Source organism: Solihabitans fulvus (assembly GCF_008386585.1).
Classification (GTDB): domain Bacteria; phylum Actinomycetota; class Actinomycetes; order Mycobacteriales; family Pseudonocardiaceae; genus Solihabitans; species Solihabitans fulvus.
Genome location: NZ_VUOB01000041.1, coordinates 373,861 through 391,599, shown reverse-complemented (window position 1 = coordinate 391,599; position 17,739 = coordinate 373,861). Strand labels below are relative to the sequence as shown.

General features: G+C 70.3%; 16 protein-coding genes. 7 read left to right on the top strand and 9 right to left on the bottom strand.

Features of this window, described 5'->3' with window-relative positions:
- On the bottom strand, window positions 1–880 hold an 880-nt coding region (locus F0L68_RS23665; protein WP_149851966.1), incomplete at its 3' end, for a CaiB/BaiF CoA transferase family protein.
- Window positions 881–932: 52 nt separating this feature from the next.
- Window positions 933–2,057 (bottom strand): acyl-CoA dehydrogenase family protein, encoded by a 1,125-nt coding sequence (locus tag F0L68_RS23660; protein ID WP_149851965.1) that lies wholly within the window; start codon window positions 2,055–2,057, stop codon window positions 933–935.
- 155 nt (window positions 2,058–2,212) lie between these two features.
- Between F0L68_RS23660 and F0L68_RS23655 the strand changes: the two genes are divergently transcribed.
- The gene (locus tag F0L68_RS23655) at window positions 2,213–2,821 is read left to right on the top strand and encodes a TetR/AcrR family transcriptional regulator (protein WP_149851848.1); all 609 of its coding nucleotides are present in this window, start codon (window positions 2,213–2,215) and stop codon (window positions 2,819–2,821) included.
- Window positions 2,822–2,921: 100 nt separating this feature from the next.
- The gene (locus F0L68_RS23650; RefSeq protein ID WP_188316768.1) at window positions 2,922–4,442 is read left to right on the top strand and encodes a serine/threonine-protein kinase; all 1,521 of its coding nucleotides are present in this window, start codon (window positions 2,922–2,924) and stop codon (window positions 4,440–4,442) included.
- A 13-nt stretch (window positions 4,443–4,455) separates the two neighbouring features.
- Here F0L68_RS23650 and F0L68_RS23645 read toward each other — a convergent pair whose 3' ends face one another.
- Complete coding sequence (locus tag F0L68_RS23645) at window positions 4,456–6,048, bottom strand: carboxylesterase/lipase family protein (RefSeq protein ID WP_149851845.1); 1,593 nt, start codon at window positions 6,046–6,048, stop codon at window positions 4,456–4,458.
- 189 nt (window positions 6,049–6,237) lie between these two features.
- Here F0L68_RS23645 and F0L68_RS23640 point away from each other — a divergent pair, with 189 nt between their 5' ends.
- Together F0L68_RS23640 and F0L68_RS23635 are read left to right on the top strand one after the other, a co-directional pair.
- Entirely contained in the window at window positions 6,238–7,443 is a 1,206-nt protein-coding gene (locus F0L68_RS23640) for an acetyl-CoA C-acetyltransferase (protein WP_223199060.1), read from the top strand.
- 2 nt (window positions 7,444–7,445) lie between these two features.
- A complete protein-coding gene (locus F0L68_RS23635; protein ID WP_149851843.1) occupies window positions 7,446–9,602 on the top strand; it encodes a 3-hydroxyacyl-CoA dehydrogenase NAD-binding domain-containing protein in 2,157 nt (718 codons plus the stop codon).
- A 78-nt stretch (window positions 9,603–9,680) separates the two neighbouring features.
- On the opposite strand, the gene F0L68_RS23630 is transcribed toward F0L68_RS23635, so the two are convergent.
- Window positions 9,681–13,343, bottom strand: coding sequence for an nSTAND1 domain-containing NTPase (locus tag F0L68_RS23630; RefSeq protein ID WP_149851842.1), 3,663 nt, complete (start codon window positions 13,341–13,343; stop codon window positions 9,681–9,683).
- Window positions 13,344–13,510: 167 nt separating this feature from the next.
- Here F0L68_RS23630 and F0L68_RS23625 point away from each other — a divergent pair, with 167 nt between their 5' ends.
- Window positions 13,511–14,047, top strand: a complete 537-nt coding sequence (locus tag F0L68_RS23625; protein ID WP_149851840.1) for a TlpA family protein disulfide reductase — start codon at window positions 13,511–13,513, stop codon at window positions 14,045–14,047.
- 90 nt (window positions 14,048–14,137) lie between these two features.
- Here F0L68_RS23625 and F0L68_RS23620 read toward each other — a convergent pair whose 3' ends face one another.
- The 4 genes from F0L68_RS23620 to F0L68_RS23605 all read right to left on the bottom strand — a co-directional run bounded on the left by F0L68_RS23620 (window position 14,138) and on the right by F0L68_RS23605 (window position 15,767).
- Entirely contained in the window at window positions 14,138–14,338 is a 201-nt protein-coding gene (locus F0L68_RS23620; protein WP_149851838.1) for a DUF397 domain-containing protein, read from the bottom strand.
- Window positions 14,339–14,459: 121 nt separating this feature from the next.
- Window positions 14,460–14,702: a DUF397 domain-containing protein gene (locus F0L68_RS23615; RefSeq protein WP_149851836.1), complete on the bottom strand. Its 243-nt coding sequence runs from the start codon at window positions 14,700–14,702 to the stop codon at window positions 14,460–14,462.
- A 7-nt stretch (window positions 14,703–14,709) separates the two neighbouring features.
- Complete coding sequence (locus tag F0L68_RS23610) at window positions 14,710–14,904, bottom strand: DUF397 domain-containing protein (RefSeq protein WP_149851835.1); 195 nt, start codon at window positions 14,902–14,904, stop codon at window positions 14,710–14,712.
- Window positions 14,901–15,767, bottom strand: coding sequence for a helix-turn-helix domain-containing protein (locus F0L68_RS23605; protein WP_149851834.1), 867 nt, complete (start codon window positions 15,765–15,767; stop codon window positions 14,901–14,903). Before F0L68_RS23605 ends, F0L68_RS23610 begins: the two co-directional genes overlap by 4 nt.
- Window positions 15,768–15,996: 229 nt before the next feature.
- Here F0L68_RS23605 and F0L68_RS23600 point away from each other — a divergent pair, with 229 nt between their 5' ends.
- Together F0L68_RS23600 and F0L68_RS23595 are read left to right on the top strand one after the other, a co-directional pair.
- Window positions 15,997–16,182 carry a hypothetical protein gene (locus F0L68_RS23600; protein ID WP_149851832.1) on the top strand — a complete coding sequence of 62 codons (186 nt, stop codon included), beginning with the start codon at window positions 15,997–15,999 and terminating at the stop codon, window positions 16,180–16,182.
- 13 nt (window positions 16,183–16,195) lie between these two features.
- Window positions 16,196–16,831: a DUF5753 domain-containing protein gene (locus F0L68_RS23595; protein ID WP_306463172.1), complete on the top strand. Its 636-nt coding sequence runs from the start codon at window positions 16,196–16,198 to the stop codon at window positions 16,829–16,831.
- Between the two features lie 14 nt (window positions 16,832–16,845).
- Here F0L68_RS23595 and F0L68_RS23590 read toward each other — a convergent pair whose 3' ends face one another.
- Window positions 16,846–17,688 (bottom strand): TetR/AcrR family transcriptional regulator, encoded by an 843-nt coding sequence (locus tag F0L68_RS23590; RefSeq protein ID WP_188316766.1) that lies wholly within the window; start codon window positions 17,686–17,688, stop codon window positions 16,846–16,848.
- Between the last annotated feature and the right edge of the window lie 51 nt (window positions 17,689–17,739).

The window sequence follows — 17,739 nt, the reverse complement described above, 5'->3', positions numbered from 1 at the left end:
CGGCGGCGAGCGCCGCCCACTCGTCCCGCGTCCTGGTGCGCACGGCCGCCCCGATCCGCTCCCGCAGCGCGGGCCAGTTGGCCTGGTCGAAGCGGTTGGGCAGGTCGGCGGGATCGAGGCCGAGCAGGCGGACCAGTTCGGCGTAGAACTGCTCCTCGAGCGCGCCGATGCTGACGAACCTGCCGTCCGCCGCCGCGTAGGTGTCGTAGAAGGGCGCGCCGCCGTCGAGCAGGTTCGCGCCCCTGGCGCCCGGCCAGGCGCCTGCGGACCGCATGCTGTGCACGACGGTGGTCAGCAGCGCCGCGCCGTCCACCATCGCCGCGTCCACCACCTGGCCTCGGCCGGAGCGTTCCCGCTCGTACAGGGCGGCCAGCACGCCCATCGCGAGCAGCATGCCGCCGCCGCCGAAGTCGCCGATCAGGTTCAGCGGCGGGACCGGCGGCCGGTCGGCTGGCCCGATCGGCTCCAGCGCGCCCGCGACGGCGATGTAGTTGATGTCGTGCCCGGCGCGGTCGGCCATCGGGCCGTCCTGGCCCCAGCCCGTCATCCGGCCGTAGACCAGCCGGGTGTTGCGGGCCAGGCACTGCGCGGGCCCCAGCCCGAGCCGTTCGGTCACGCCGGGCCGGAAACCCTCCACCAGCACGTCAGCCCGTTCCACCAGCCGCAGCACCAGTTCGGCGCCCTGCGGCTGCTTGATGTCCACGCCGATGGACCTGCGGCCCCTGGCGAGGAAGTCGCCGGGAACGGTGAGGTTGCCGGCCGCCCGTGCCCGGTCGACCCGGATCACCTCGGCGCCGAGGTCGGCGAGGACCATGCAGCCGAACGGCGCAGGGCCGAGACCGACCAGCTCTACCACGCGAAGACCGGCCAGCGGTCCCATGCCACCTCCACAGCGTCGTATGACGGCGTCGAACCGTTGCCCCGCACCAGCTTCACAGCGAGCGGGCGATGATCTCCTTCATGATCTCGTTGGTGCCGCCGTAGATCTTCTGCACCCTGGCGTCCGCCCAGGCGCGCGCGATCGGGTACTCGGTCATGTAGCCGTAGCCGCCGAACAGCTGCACGCACTCGTCGACAACCCGGCACAGCCGCTCGGTCGACCACCACTTGGCCATCGCCGCCGTCGGCACGTCCAGCTCGCTCCGCAGGTGCAGCTCGACGCAGTCGTCCACGAACGCGCGGGTGACGGCGGCCTCGGTGGCGCACTCGGCGAGGGTGAACCTGGTGTTCTGGAACTTGATCAGCTCGCGGCCGAACGCCGTCCGCTCCTTGACGTAGTCCAGCGTCAGGCCGACCGCGGCCTCCAGCCCGGCGATCGAGGCGACGGCGATGATCAGCCGCTCCTGCGGGAGTTGCTGCATGAGCTGGACGAAGCCGAGCCCCTCCTGCTCCCCCAACAGGTTCGCGGCCGGCACGCGCACGTCGTCGAAGAACAGCTCGGCGGTGTCCTGGCCCTTGAGGCCGATCTTGTCCAGCACGCGGCCCCGGCGGAAGCCCGGCGCCTGCGCCGTCTCCACCACGACCAGCGAGATGCCCTGCGCGCCCTCGCTCGGGTCGGTCTTGGCCACGACGATGACCAGCTCGGCCTGGCTGCCGTTGGTGATGAACGTCTTCGAGCCGTTGACGACGTACTCGTCGCCGTCGCGGATCGCCCTGGTGCGCACGCCCTGGAGGTCCGACCCGGCACCCGGCTCGGACATGGCGATGGCCCCGACGAGTTCGCCGCTGGCGAGCTTCGGCAGCCAGCGCAGCTTCTGCTGCTCGGTGCCGTAGGACAGCAGGTAGTGCGCCACGATCCCGCTGTGCACGCTGTTGCCCCAGGCGCTGTCTCCCGCCCTGGCCTGCTCCTCCAGCAGCACGGCCTCGTGCGCGAAGGTGCCGCCCCCGCCGCCGTACTCCTCGGGGATGCTCAGGCACAGCAGGCCGACCTCGCCTGCGCGGTGCCACAGTTCGCGGTCGACGTGCTTCTGCGCGGCCCAGCGCTCCTGGTGCGGGGTCAGCTCCTTCTCGAAGAAGGTGCGCGCGAGCTGGCGCAACAGGTCAAGGTCCTCGGTCATCCACGGCGAACGACGAGCCTGCACGGCGGCCTCCCGACTGGGCGCGTGGTGAGTGCGCGCAAAAAACATTCACGCTTGCCGGTAAATGCAACTCGGAACGTACATGCAGTCCGGACTGCATGTAAAGTGCGCCGACAGGCCAGCGAGGAGACCGAATGACCAGCGGCGTCCGGCAGCGACTCACCCAGCAGGAACGCAGCGACCGCACCAGGGAGCTGCTCCTGGACGCCACCGTCGACTGCCTGGTGGAACTCGGCTACGCGCGCACCTCGATGAACGAGATCTGCCGCAGGGCCGGGCTGTCCAGGGGCGCCCAGCAGCACCACTTCACCACCAAGGCCGAACTCATGGCGCACGCCGTCGAGCACCTCGTCGGCAAGCTCAGCGACCAGCTGCGGGCCGTGTCGACCCTCCCCCCGCCCGGCCCCGACCGGATCGCGGCAGCCATCGACCTGCTGTGGCGGGCGTTCTCCGGCTCGCTGTCCACCGCCGCGATGGAGCTGTGGGTCGCCGCGCGCACCGACCCCGAGCTGCGCGCCGCCATGCACCCCATCGACCGGGGCCTGGCCCGCTCGACCATCGAGGTGTACCGGGAGCTGCTCGGCGACCAGCTCGGCGAGGAGCGGCTGGAGAAGCTGTTCTGGCTCACCGTCAACATCACCAGGGGCCTCGCGCTGGACGCCATGATCGGCGGCGACCAGCAGCGCCGCGACCAACTGCTGGACGAATGGAAGGCGATCGCGACCTCGCTGAGCGAGAGCTGACCGCCCGCGCGGCCCACCTTTGGGCCACGGACCGCCCGCCACCTACCCTGCTGATCTCAGGGCATTCCGGATATCAAGCTTCCGTAGGAGACCAGGGATCGTGGCAGCAGAGCCGCAACCGGGCCGGCTGATCAGCGGGCGCTACCGGATCGTCGAGAAGCTTGGCTCCGGTGGGTTCGGGCGGGTCTGGAAGGCGCGCGACGAGACGCTGCACATCGACGTCGCGATCAAGGAAGTCTGGCTGCCGCAGGCGATGTCGCCCGCCGAGCAGGCCGACCGGCTCGCCCGCGCCGAACGCGAGGCCCGCAACGCCGCCCGATTACGCGACCACCCCGGGATCGTCACCGTGCACGACGTCGTCGTCGAGGACGGCGTGCCGTGGACGATCATGCAGCTGGTCTCGGGCAGCTCGCTGGCCGAGTACCTGGACGGCACCGGTCCGCTCTCGGTCGACCAGGCAACCAGGGTCGCCAAGGGCCTGCTGAACGCGCTCGGCGCCGCCCATGACGCCGGGATCGTGCACCGCGACATCAAGCCAGCCAACGTCATGCTGGCCAGCAACGGCGAGGTCCTGCTCACCGACTTCGGCATCGCCGTCCACCAGGCCGACACCGCGCTGACCGCCACCGGCGCGCTCATCGGCTCGGTGGAGTACCTCGCCCCCGAGCGGGCCAAGGGCAACGAGGGGCAGGCGGCCAGCGACCTGTTCTCGCTCGGCGTGACGCTGTACCAGGCGCTGGAGGGCAGCTCGCCGTTCCGCCGGGGCACCAGCACCGGCTCGCTCGCCGCGATCCTGTTCGAGCAGGCCCCGCCGCCGCAGCGCGCCGGTTGGCTGGCTCCGGTGATCGCTGGCCTGCTGGAGAAGGACCCGAACCGGCGGATGACCGTCGGGCAGGCGTTGGCTCTGATCGAGCCGTCCGGCGCGGTCACCGAGCAGGTGCTCGCGGTGCCGCCGCGACGCGACGGGCACGGTCCCGCGCCGACCAGGATCGACCTCGGCGCCAGCTCGCCGCCGAAGCCGGCGGGCCGGCGCCGACCCGCCATCGTGGCGGTCGCCGCGCTGCTCGGCGCGGCCCTGGTCATCGGCCTGGTCGCCTGGCTCGGGCCGTGGCACGACGCCGCGCCCGACGCGACCAACCACGGCGCGTCGGACACCACGACCTCCGAGACGAGCCCGACGACGTCGACGACGGACACCTCGGCCGTCGCGGGCCTCCAGGACCCGTGCGACCTCGTCACCACGAAGCTGGAGGAGCGGTTCGCCCTCCAGACCAACCAGAGCCACGCGAACGACAACGACAAGCGGCGCAGGTGCGACTGGTGGACCACCGACGAGGGCAAGACGCCCTACTACTACTTCGCCGGCGTGCAGATCTACGCGATCCCGTACGAGCCTGAGCCGTCGGCGCACCCGGTCCAGTTCGAGGGCGTGACGGGGCAGGAGTACGTCAAGCAACCCGATGCCACGGGTGGCTCGATGTACTGCTTCGTCCAGTGGCCCACCTCGTACGGCTTCGTCAGCGTCACCATGGACATCGGGACGAACAAGGCCGACAGGGAACAGCTGTGCAAGTCCACGGAGCAACTGGCGAACGCGATCTTCCCGACCGTCCGACGCTAGTTCGGCGTCCTGGCTAGCGCGGTGTCCTGGACAGCCAGAACCCGCAGTCGTGCTCGCCGGCCAGGTCGATCGGCCCGGTGCCGCCTGCCGACAGTGACAGGGTGACCCCGCCGGGACGGTAGGCGGGCCAGCCGGGGGCGCCCGTGCGGGCGAACGCGGTCCACTCGTCGATCAGCGTGCCGGCGAGCGCCTGCTGCGCTTCGGTGAGCGGCGGCGGCGTCCAGCCCGAATACGTGCTGTCGAAGAAGTACCGGACGTCGTCGCCGTGGGTCGCGCCGAACGGGAACCCCGGCAGCCCCTGGCCGTCCGGCTCGGCGAACTCGTAGGAGTACACCGGGGCGCGCCGCGCCGCCGCGTCGGCCGCCGGGAGCTGGGTGCACGCGCCGAGCATGCCGCCGTAGTCGCCGAGCAGCGTGGCCAGCGCCAGGCTCGGGGTCGGATACCGGTCGGCCGGATACCTGGCCAGGATCGCTTCGGCGGCCGAAGGGCCGAACATGGTCCGGATGATCTCCGGGTACTGGGTCGCGGTGACGGGCTGCCGCCGCCCGTCGTAGGACGCGGCCACGAACGCCCGCATCTCGTCTCTCGTGCCGCCGAGGATCAGCGGGACGCGGGCGGCCAGGCCCAGCCGCAGCGCGGTGGGCGGCTGAAGCGGCAGGGCGGGGGTGCCGGCGACCGGCAGCCACGGCAGGTCGGCGATGTCGCGGTGGGCGAGGAAGACCTGGTCGTTCCCGAGGCTGGCGAGTTCCCCGACGGGCTTGCCGCGCAGGCAGTCCGCCACGGTTGCCTGGTCGACGCAGCCGAGCCCGGACGCGGTGTCGCGGCCGCGCTGCTCGGCGGTCTGCCTGGTGGCGAAGGAGTTGCCGCACGGCCCGCTCTGCACGATCGCCTTGTCGAACAGGCCGCGCGCGCCGGGGGCGGCCAGCTGCGCGCAGGTGCTGAACGCGCCAGCGGACTCGCCCCACAGCGTCACGTTTGCGGCGTCCCCGCCGAACGCGGCGATGTTGCGCCGGACCCAGCGCAGCGCGGCCTGCTGGTCGGCCAGCCCGTAGTTGCCGGCGTCCCCATCGCCCATGGCCGGGTGGTCGAGCGCAGGGTGGTCGAGGAAGCCGAGCGCGCCGAGGCGGTAGTTGAGCGTCACCACGACGACCCCGCCCCTGGTGACCATCCTGGTCGGGTCGTACAGGGCGCCGGACCCGCCGACGAAACCGCCGCCGTGCACGAACACCAGCACCGGCAGCGGGCCGGTGGGCCCGCGCGGGGTCGTGACGTTGACCGAGAGGCAGTCCTCGTCGCCGTGCAGCGTCGGCGGCTGACCCTGGCCCGCGCTGTAGTACTGCGGGCAGGCTTGCCCCGGCCGGGTCGCGTCGCGCACGCCGGGCCACGGCGCGGCAGGCTGCGGGGCCCGCCAGCGCAGCGCGCCGGTCGGCGCGGCCGCGTACGGCATTCCCTGGAAGGAGCGGTGGTCCGAGGCCACGGTGCCGCGCACCCAGCCCCCGGCCGTGTGCACGGTGGTGTCGTCGGACGCCGCGGCGGCGGGTGCCGCCGCCGTGCCGACCACGACGGCAAGAGCCGCCGTGAGCTTCAGTAACCAGTTGTCGACCATGCGGACGATGATCGAACTCGGGTCGTGGTCGCGTCGTCGGGCGTGCGTCGTATCCCCGCCATACGACGGGAGGCGGCCCCGACGCGGCCGCCTGATCGAAACGGTCACCCGGCGCGCCCCGCGCGGTCATGGGCGCACGCGCCCCTGCTGCCTACCGTGGACCCATCAGCCGAGCCAATCGGGAGATTCGTGATGAGCGAAGCCTTGATCTTCGACGCGGTGCGGACACCGCGCGGCAGGGGCAAGCGCGGCGCGCTGCACAGCGTGAAGCCCGTGACCCTCGCCGCTGGCGTGTTGCGCGCCCTCCAGGAACGCAACGACCTGGACACCTCGGCGGTGGACGACGTCGTGTTCGGCGTCGTCTCGCCGGTTGGTGAGCAGGGTTCGGTCATTCCCCGCACGGCCGCGCTCGTCGCGGACTGGGACGTGCGCGCGGCCGGCGTGCAGATCAACCGGTTCTGCGCCTCGGGCCTCGAGTCGGTGAACCTGGCCGCCGCAAAGGTCGCCTCCGGCTTCGAGGACCTGGTGGTGGCCGGCGGCGTCGAGTCGATGTCGCGGGTGCCGATGGGGTCCGACGGCGGCGCGTGGATGGCCGACCCGGAGACCAACATCAAGACGAACTTCGTGCCGCAGGGGGTGAGCGCGGACCTGATCGCCACCCTGGAGGGCTTCAGCAGGACCGATATCGACACCTTCGCGCTGCGCTCCCAGCAGCGCGCGACGCTGGCCCGCGACAAGGGCTACTTCGACCGGTCGCTGGTGCCCGTGGTCGACCAGAACGGCGTCCTGCTGCTCGACCACGACGAGGGCATCCGGCCGGAGAGCACCCTGGAGGGGCTGCTCGCGCTGAAGCCGAGCTTCCAGTTCCACGGCGACGTCGGCTTCGACTCGATCGCGATCGACCGCTACCCCACCGTTGAGCGCATCAACCACGTGCACACCGCGGGCAACTCCTCGCAGATCGTGGACGGCGCCGCGGCCATGCTGATCGGCAACGAGCGCGCCGGCCGGGACCTCGGGCTCACACCCCGCGCGCGGATCATCTCGACCGCGGTGGTCGGCAGCGAGCCGACGATCATGCTGCTCGGGCCGGCCCCTGCCGCCCGCAAGGCGCTGGACCGGGTCGGGATGACCGTCGAGGACATCGACCTGTTCGAGATCAACGAGGCGTTCGCGTCGGTGGTGCTGAAGTTCCAGCGAGAGCTGCGCCTGCCCGACGAGAAGGTCAACGTCAACGGCGGCGCGATCGCCATGGGCCACCCGCTCGGCGCGACCGGCTGCATGATCCTGAGCACCCTGCTCGACGAGCTGGAGCGCCGGGACCTGCGACGCGGACTGGCGACGCTGTGTGTCGGCGGCGGCATGGGCATCGCCACCATCATCGAGAGGGTCTGAGGATGAGCGACGCGATCCGGTACGAGCGGGACGCCGAGGGCATCGTCACCCTCACCATGGACATGTCCGGCTCGGCGAACGTGATGAACGCCGAGTACCACGAGGCCATGGGCGCGGCGGTGGACCGGCTCACCGCCGAGCGGGACGAGATCACCGGCGTGATCGTCACCTCCGCGAAGAAGACCTTCTTCGCCGGCGGCGACCTCAACCTGCTGATCCAGGTCACCAGGGACAACGCCGAGGAGTTCGGCGGGTTCCTCGCGGAGGTCAAGGGACAGCTGCGGCGCCTCGAGACGCTCGGCCGCCCGGTGGTCGCCGCGATCAACGGCAGCGCGCTCGGCGGCGGGCTGGAGATCGCGCTGGCCTGCCATCACCGGATCAGCCTTGATTCCGACGGAATCAAGCTGGGGCTGCCCGAGGCGACGCTGGGCCTGCTGCCCGGTGGCGGCGGCGTGACCAGGATGGTGCGGCTGCTCGGCGTGCAGGCGGCGCTGCCGTTGTTGATGGAGGGCAAGCAGTTGCGGCCGGCGAAGGCGGTCAAGGCCGGCATCGTGCACGAGCTGGCCGCCGACGCCGAGGAGTTGCTGGCCAAGGCGCGGGAGTGGATCAGGGCCAACCCGGAGCCGAAGCAGCCCTGGGACCAGCCGGGATACGCGGTGCCCGGCCTGACGCCCGGCGACCCGAACGTGACGCAGCTGCTGTCCGCCGCGCCCGCCGTGCTGCGCAAGCGGACGCACGGGGTCTACCCGGCGCCGGAGAAGATCATGGCGGCGGCCGTCGAGGGCGCGCTGCTGGACTTCGAGACGGCGTTGCAGGTCGAGGCGCGGTACTTCATCGAGCTGGCGTCGGGTCAGGTCGCGAAGAACATGATCGGCACGTTGTGGTTCCAGCTCAACGAGGTCAACGCGGGCGGCTCGCGGCCGGACGGGTTCGACAAGCGCGTGACGTCGAAGGTCGGCGTGCTCGGGGCCGGGATGATGGGCGCCGGCATCGCGCAGGTCAGCGCCGAGGCTGGCATCGAGGTCGTGCTCAAGGACGTGTCGGCCGAGGCCGCCGCGAAGGGCAAGGCCGGGATCGCGGCGATCCTGGACGGCCAGGTCGCCAAGGGCAGGCTGACTCCCGACAAGCGCGACGCCGTGCTCGGCCGCATCACCACCACAGACGCCGACGCGGACCTCGCGGGCTGCGACCTGGTCATCGAGGCGGTGTTCGAGAACCGGGAGCTCAAGGGCGCGGTGCTCGCGGCGGCGGAGGGCGCGGCGCTGCCCGACGCGGTGATCGCCTCGAACACCTCGACGCTGCCGATCACCGGCCTGGCCACCTCGGTGGCCGACCAGGAACGGTTCATCGGGCTGCACTTCTTCTCGCCGGTGCACCGGATGCCGCTGGTGGAGATCATTCGCGGCGAGCGGACCTCGGACGCGACGCTGGCCATGGCGTTCGACTACGTGTTGCAGATCAGGAAGACACCGATCGTCGTCAACGACAGCAGGGGTTTCTTCACCTCGCGGACGTTCGCCACCTACATCACCGAGGGCATCGCGATGGTGGCCGAGGGCGTGCACCCCGCGCTGGTGGAGAACGTGGCGCGCAAGGCCGGGATGCCGGTCGGCCCGCTCGCGGTGTCCGACGAGGTGACGCTGACGCTGCCGTTGAAGATCCGCGAGCAGACCATGGCGGACCTGGCCGACCAGCCCGACACCGAGGCGGCGGCGGCGCTGACGGACCATCCGGCGTTCGGCGTGCTTGAGCAGATGGTGCACGAGTTGGGGCGCACCGGAAAGGCCGGCGGGGCGGGGTTCTACGAGTACCCGGCTGACGGTCCCAAGCACCTGTGGCCGGGGCTGGTCGAGCGGTTCACCAAGGACGGCGGCGGCGTCGGCGAGCAGGACGTGGTGGACCGGCTGCTGTTCGTGCAGTCGCTGGAAACGTTGCGGTGCCTGGACGAACAGGTGCTGACCTCGGTCCGGGACGCGAACGTCGGCAGCATCTTCGGCATCGGCTTCGCCCCGTGGACGGGCGGCGCGGTGCAGTTCGTGAACAGCTACGGCCCTGCCGCGTTCGTCGAGCGCGCGGACTACCTGGCCGACACGTACGGGGAGCGGTTCCGTCCGCCGGCCTCGTTGCGGGAGAAGGCAAAGCGGGGCGAGAGCCTGTAGGTCGGGACACGGCCTATGCGTGAATCGGCTCCCGGGTGCACTCCCGGGAGCCGATTCGCGTCACTGGACCGTTTCGCGTCACCGGGTCCCGCACTGCGGCAGGGAACCGTCTGGCACGAGCCTGCCGCGCTGCTCCGCGGTGGTGTTGTCAAGAACCGTGCGGCACAGGCGATCGCGGACGTGGTTGACGTCGAGGTCCCACAGCCGCACCGCGCCGTCGTGGCCGCTGGTGGCGAGGGTGTGCCCGTCGGCGCTGAACGCCAGGGCAGACACCGCGCCCGTGTGGCCGGTGAGGACAGCGGTTTCCTGCTGCATGGCGACATCCCACAGGTGCACGGTTCCGTCCTGGCTCCCGGCCGCGACGGTGCGACCGTCCGGACTCAACGCCACTCCGGCGATGACTCCCTCGTGGCCCGCCAAGGTCGCGATCCGCTGCCGAGTCTGGACATTCCAGACCTCCACCGACCCGTCGTTGCTCGCCTGGCCGGCGCCGGAGACGGCCAGGGTGTGGCCGTCGAGACCGAGCGCCGCACCGGAGACGGCGCCCTTCTCGTCGGTCTGGACGGCGATCTCCTCCCTGGTCGCCACATCCGTCAACCCCACCAGTCCGACGGTGCCCGTGGCGACGAGGGCATGTCCGTCAGGATCGAACATCACGCCGACCGAATCGTAGGGGGCCGGGTACGTGGCGACGTCGCGGCTGGAGGTGACGTCCCACAAGTCGACCTGTCCGTGCGTGATGCCATCACGGCCGACCAGACTGCGGCTGCCGACGACCAGACTGCGGCCGTCGGGACCGAAGGTCAGTCCGTAGACGAAGGCGCGGTCGCCGACGGGTATTGCGGTGCTGGTGCGGGAACTCAGGTCCCACAGCTCCACTCCTCCGGTGTGGCCGCCGACCGCCAGGGTCCGCCCGTCAGGGCCGAACGCGACGGGAGCGGCGTCGCGCGGGCTATCCGCCGACACCGGATGCGAGGTCAGCACCGGGCCGCGAAGATCCCACAACGTCACGGCGTTTCCGCTGCCGCCAGCGGCCACGGTGTGCCCGTCGGGGCTGACCGCCACGCCGTGCGCGACGTCGTCATTCCTGGCCAGGACCCTGATCTCCTGGCGGGACTGCACATCCCACAGGCCGACGTTGCGGCCGAGCGAGACGAGCGTGCGTCCGTCGGGACCGAAGGCGAGATCCAGGACCGTGCCGCTGTGATCGGACAAGCCGGGGATCTCCTGGCGGCTGGCCGGATCCCAGAGCCTGACGCCGTCCGCTCCGCCGACGGCCAACAGGCGTCCGTCCGGGCTGAACGCCAGCCCGGAGCCCAGGCCGGCGGCGGAGTGTCCGGCCTGGAGCGTCGTCGCGGCATGGGATCCGACCTCCCACAGCTGCACGGCGCCGCTCGCATCTTCTGCGGCGAGCAGGCGGCCGTCGGGACTGAAAGCCGCGTCACCCACGAAACCGTTGCCGCCGGACAGTTCCGTTTCGGTGCCGGTGACGAGATCCCACAGATTCACCACTCCGCGCACGGTTCCCAGGGCCACCGTGCGCCCGTCGGGGCTGAACGTCGCGGCCGTGTTCACATGGACGTGATCGCCGATGGTCGAGCGTTGACGTTGTGTCGTGACATCCCACAGTGCCACGGCGCCGTCCCGGCTGTTCGTGGCGAGGGTGTGGCCGTCTGGGCTGAACGCCAACACGCGGCCGGTGAAGCCGGACGTCGTGGTGGCGTCGAAGGTCGCGGTGGTGCGGCGGGTCGTGGAGTCCCACAGCTTCACCGTCCCGTCCAGGCTCGCGGTAGCCAGCGTGTGCCCGTCCGGATTGAACGCCACCGAGACGACGGCCTGCTGGTGACCGGTCAGTCGTGCCTCGAACGCCTGGCCTTGGGCGCTGAGCAGGGCGCTGCGGGCTTCCACGGTTGGCGCCTGGTGGTACGCCTCGATCGCCAGCAGCATGGAGTTCTCCGGCGCGACCGTGGCCATCGCGACGGAGTCGGCGGCCAGCTTCCGCGACATCGCGAGACTCCGCTGGTCTTCGGCCGCCTGCGTCTGCCGGACCGCGACGACGCTGGTGACCACGGCGACCATGGCGACGACCGCGATGCCGGCCACCAGCGACCACAGCCGCCTGGCGCGGCGCTGGGTGGCACGGTGTTCGCCGACGCGCGCGGCGCTGCTGGCGTCGAGAAACTGCTGTTCGGCCGGGGTCAGGCTGGTGCGCCGCCTGGTGTTCCACTCGCAGGCGGTGTCCAGCTGAACGCCGCGATACAGGGCGCCGGGGTCGCGGCCAAGCGACTCCCAGGTGTTGGCGGCCTCGGTGAGCTGGCGGTGCACGCGCAGGCCGTCGCGGTCGCGCGTCAGCCAGTGCCGCAACCGTGGCCAGGACCGGATGACGGCCTCGTGGGCGATCTCGACGGTCTCCTCGCCGAGGGTGAGCAACCGCGCCCTGGCCAACGTGTCCAGCACCTCGGCGGCGGCCGGGTCGATGTCGTCGAGTTCGGCACGTCTGGCGCGACGTCGGAGGTCGTCGGTGCCTTCGCCGAGGGTGGTCAGCCGCAGGAACACCTCGCGAGCCACCTGCTGCCGCGCGGGATCCAGGGCGGTGTGGGTCCGTTCGGCGGTCTGCGCCACCGCGCCCTCGATCGCCCCGGCCGCCTGGTAGCCGGCCAGCGTCAGGGTGTTGCCCCTGCGTCGGCGCCAGGTCTCCACCAGCGCGTGGGACATCAGTGGAAGCGCGCCGGGCCGCCCGACCATCTCGCTGACGATCGTGGACACCAACGCGGTCTCCACCGCGAGCCCTGCGCTGATCGCCGGTTGGGTGATCGCCGCGCGCAGTTCCTCCGCCTGCATCCCGCCCACCAGCGTCTGACCGTCCTGGAGGGCTTCCACCAGGTCAGGATGTTCGGCGCACCGGCCGTAGAAGTCCGCGCGGACACCGAGCACCACCCGGGCCCGGCTCGTGGTTGCCTGCGCGGCGGCCAACAGCGCGGCGACGAACTGGGTGCGCTCCCCGCTGTCGCCGCACTGGGTGAAGACCTCCTCGAACTGATCGACCACGATCAGCAGTTCCGCCTCCTCCGGCAGGGTGAGCAGGGCCTGCCGGACGGCGAGATTGAGGTGGTGCGGGTCGGCGATCAGGTCCGCGAGCACCGAGCCCGCCGGCACGCCGAGCAGCCGCGCCAGCTGCGTCGCGCACTCGTGGAGGGGATGCTCTCCCGGCGTGAACAGCAGTACCGGCCGCGCGCGGTCTGTTTCGCTGTCGGCGGCGGCGACCGCCGGCAGCAGTCCTGCCCGCAGCAGCGAGGACTTGCCGCTGCCCGATGGGCCGAACACCGCGAGAAACCGCCGCTGGCCGAGGCGAGCGACGAGCTCGTCCACCAGTCGCCGCCGGCCGAAGAACCGATCCGCGTCCTCGGGCTGAAAGGCGGCCAGGCCGACATAGGGCGCCCGGATGTCGTTGTCGGGGGCCTCAAGTTCGGTCGGGGCCAGTTCGGCGGCCACCGCGCGCCACCGCGCCTCCCATTCCGCCCGGTCTCCGTCGCAGACACCCACATAGGCCAACGTCACCGGCAGGCTGGGCAACCTGCGTCCGCCGGCAGCGTCCGACAGCGTCGTCGAGGAGTAGTTCGCCCGCCGAGCCAGCTCCCGATAGCCGGGGCTTCCCGCGCTTTCCCGTAATCGCCGCAGGTCGGCCGCAAAGCGTTGCAGCACATCGTTCTCGGGACCCAACTGACGTTCCGGCCTTGGCATGACTCGCTCCTCATTGATCGCGTCCCCAGATCATGAGTCATCCGCGAGCGGCTGTCCCGGCGTCGTTGTCCGAGATTGATTGTCCGTTGCTGCGCCGCCGACACCGGACAACGTTTCGTCGGTAGACAGGCCGGCAGCGGTGGCCGACGGAGAAACGAGGCTGGCACATGGACGCCCTGATCCTGACCGTGACGCTGATCGGCGCGCTGTGCGCCGTGGACCTGGTCTGCACGCTCGACGCGATCAGGCGAGGGCGCACCGACCCGCCGACGAGGAAGGACAGCCGCAGACCCGCGCCCGGCGTAGGCGATCCCGTTGCGCCGTTCGCAACGTCGACCGTGGACGGCATCGGCGTCAACCAGGACATGTTCGACGACGAGACGCTGGTGGCGTTCTTCTCCACCACCAGCCGGCCGTGCGAGGAGACGCTGCCCAAGTTCGTGGAATTCGCGCGGGAGATGCCCGGCGGCCGGGCGCGGACACTGGCCGTCATCGTCGGCGAATCGGGCGCTGAGCGTTTCACCGAGGAACTGGTTCCGGTGGCACGGGTCGTGGTCGAGCGGAACTCGCGGGGGCCGCTGTGCAGGGCGTTCCGGGTCACGGCGTTCCCGGTCGTGTCGCTGGTCGGCCCGAACGATGGCGGCAGTCCGATCGTCACCTACGAACGGGTTCCGCTGGAACTGCCGGCCCGCGCACCGGCATGAGCGAACGTGGGACGGCGGTGGGCCCGTGGCACCGGAGTTCGTCCGCTGCCACGGGCCCACTGGTGTTTGCCGGGTGGGCGCTACCTCAAGTCAGCCGTGCTGAAACTGACCAGCGCGCGCACCGGCCAGGAACCGGCCGAGTTGCGCTAACGGAAACACCAGGACCGGACCGGCGGGGTTCTTCGAGTCACGCAGTGCGCCCACGGTCTTCAGCCGAGCGACCTCAACACATTCCGAGGTCGACCCCGACTTACTTGACTTCTTCCAGCTCGCATCAGCTATGTCGATCATGGTGAATTCGCCTCCATCACCGGTCTGGGCGACGACCGCTCACGAAGCCCGGCGCAGGACAGCACAGTGCCCATGATGCCGGACTCGCTCGGCACCATGGGCGCTGTGCGGTCGGTTCGGTTCAGCCGTCGAAGCGGTGTGCCTTGACGGCCGAGAGGAAGCCGACCAGCTCGGCCTGGGTGAAGCTCAGGACCGGACCGCTCGGGTTCTTCGAGTCGCGCACGGCGGCCACGCCGGGAACGTGCGCCACCTCCACGCAGTTGTTGTTGCCTTCAGTACGACTGGCCTTACGCCAAGCCAGCTCCACGCAGTTGTTCTCGTTGCCGGTGTGGCTGGACTTGCGCCAAATCTGCTGAGTTCCCATGACTCCCTCAGTACTGGTGCAGGTCGCCAGCCTTGATGGACGCCAGGAAGACCGCGAACGGCTCGCGGCCGAACGTCAGCGTTCCCGCAGCTGGCTGCTTGCTGTCACGGATGCTCGTGTCGGCGGAGCGGACGACCAGCTCCACGCAGTTGTTCTCGTTGCCGGAGTAGCTGCTCTTGCGCCAAGCCTGTTGAGTACTCATGGCTCCTTCAGGTCCTCTGCCAGTCTGAGGGCGAGCGTCTCGGTCTCCGCGGGCGCCAGAGCGACACCGCTCGCCATGTCGTCGAAGTACGCAGCGAACTGTTCTCGCTGGACCTTATTGTCCACCCACTTGCCGCCGCCGTGGTATTCCAAGTAGAGGGCGTCGGGATCACCCTTGTCGCCGAAGCTGAGCAGCGTCGCGCCGCCGCCCGACATGGTTCCGTAGGCACCCGTCCCGAACGGGACGGCCTGGATCGTGATGTTGGACTGCCGACCCCTATCCACCAGGTGCAGCAACTGCGCCCGCATCACCTGCGGCCCGCCAACAACACGTCGCAACGCGGCCTCATCGACCAAGGCGCGCAGCCGAAGCGCGTCCGGTCCATCCAGCCGGCGTTGACGGCTCTTTCTTGCAGCGAGCGCCTGTTCCATGTCGACACTCGGATTCGCGAAGCGATGAGCCGCCATACGGACCGCTACTGCATAGTCGGGCGTTTGAAGAAGTCCAGGGATCACAAGCGACTCGACAGCACGCACGTACACGGCTTCCCGCTCCTGCCGGGCGTAGCTGCGGGCTTCCTTGGTGTACGCCGAGGGATGAACGATACGAGTGTTCGGTGCAGAAGCGTCGTCCCACAACTCCTGAGCATGCTCGTGCTCGACATCGGTCGCGCCGTACAGCAGTAGCAGCCGGTTGAGATCAAGCGCGGAGGGCAGCAGGTGACCGTTCTCGATCTTCGACAGCGCTGCCTGAGACTTGCCGGTGACGCTCTTGAAGTCACTCTCACCCTTGCCGGCTCGCCGTCTCAGCTCGGCGAGGAACTGGCCGAGCTTGAGTTTCTGCCGAGTCTGTACGGCCGGCATCCATCCTCCTCCGCTGGTTGCGTCACCATCGCGCGATCATCACGAGGGGTTATATCACCCTTTTGAACGTGGCTAGGGGTGTTATAACCCCTCTACTCTCAGGCTTGCTGGTCGAGCTGCGATCCCGCTGTTGACGGGATGCCGGGACGTTGGGCGACATCGCGGCGCGCGCCAAGCCGCAGCTCGGCCGGCCCGCCAGCCACCGCAGGGCCACCAACGGAGGTGAGGGATGTCTGCCGAGGCAGCCATCGTGCTGATCACCATCGGGTTCGTGGCTCAACTGGCCATCGCGGCCGTCGTCATCGAGTGGATCCACGTCCGCGCCGAACACCGCTCCCGCAACAACGCGATCCGAGCCGTCCTGTCCACGCAGTCCACCCCCGACACCGCTCGACACCGGAAGGACCCACCGTGAGCACGCGCCACGCCTGGCAGGAGGCCGACGGCCGACTGCACGCCATCAGCCTCGCCACCTACCCGCTCCCACCTCGACCCGACGAAGACGTAGAAACTCTCTGCGGCCAACACCTCACCCTCACCCGCGCCGACTTCCGCGTCTTCCCCGAATACTCGGCCTCATCCCCGAACCACTCCAGACCGGGCCCTACATCCGCACAGTCCTCGCCACCTCCCGACGACCACACCATCCCAACGAACAGGCCGTCCGACTACACCGCCAACGGCGACTCACCGACGTGAACCCTCGCCGCTACCACGTCATTATCGACGAAACCGCACTGACGATCCCGTTGCCCGATAACACAATCATGCGCGACCAGCTCCGGCACATCCTCACGATGGCCGCCCTACCGCACATCACCGTCCAGATCATGCTCCGCTCAGCCGGTCCGCACGGCAGCCGCAGGTGCGGCTTTCAACTCCTGTCCTTCCCCGACATGGAAGGGCGGGACCTCCTGCACGTTCCGCACATCGCCGGCGAGAGCGATATCGACGACCCCGACCGCATCGCCACGGCTCGACGACTGTTCGACAGCCTCGCCGCGCTCGCCCTCAGCCCGCGGGACTCCGTGCGGTGGATCGAGAATCTACTCATAACGTCCTAAGTAGACAGTGCTTGTCAGGAAGTTGACTTGTCCAGCAACGCGGCGACGCCGTCGAGCATCCGGTGCAGGCCGAACTCGAAGATGCTCTCCGGCTGGGACGCCTCGTACGCCTCGCCCCCGAACCTCGACACCATCGGCAGCCGTTCCGCCGGCAGGGTGCGGCGGATCGCCTCCTGCCTGGCCTCCACCCACTGCTGCCGAGTGCGGCGGGTCGCGCGCGCGGCCTCGCGTTCGCGAGCCAGCGGCATGGCGGCGCTCTGCACGTACGTGCTGATCATGATCGCGATCTGGACCATGGCGGCGAAGTCCAACCCGTACCCGTCGACGGCCCGCATCCGCCAGTCGGTGTAGGCCATCAGATTCGGCGCGAGCGGCGGCCTCGTGGTGACCGCGACCAGCTGCGGCATCCATGGATGCTCTCGGTACAGGTCCCACTCCTGCCGCGCGGACAGCTCCAGCCTCGCCCGCCAGCCGTCCGGCCCCGGCTCGGGCAGCGGCCGCGCCCCGAAGACCGTGTCCACGATGAGGTCGTTGAGCTCCTCGCGGCTGGACACGTAGCGGTACAACGACATCACGCCGACCTCAAGGTGCGCGGCCGTGCGCCGCATGGACACCGCCTCGGTGCCGTCCCGGTCCGCCAGCTCGATCGCGGCGCGCACGATGCGCGGCAGCGACAGCGACGACACGGAGTCCTCCTGCCCAGGAACCTCCGGTGCCGCGTGCGCGACCTCGGGCTCCGAGCGGTCGGCGACGCGCAGGCGGTAGGCCCTCGCCCGGCACGCGCGGGAGCAGTACTGCCTCGGCCTGCCCCGGTCAGCCGCCTGCAACGGCCGTCCACACATCTCGCACGTCGGCACGCTCGCCGGCCTCCCTCGGGTTTTCGACACGAATACTCGGTCGTGACGAAA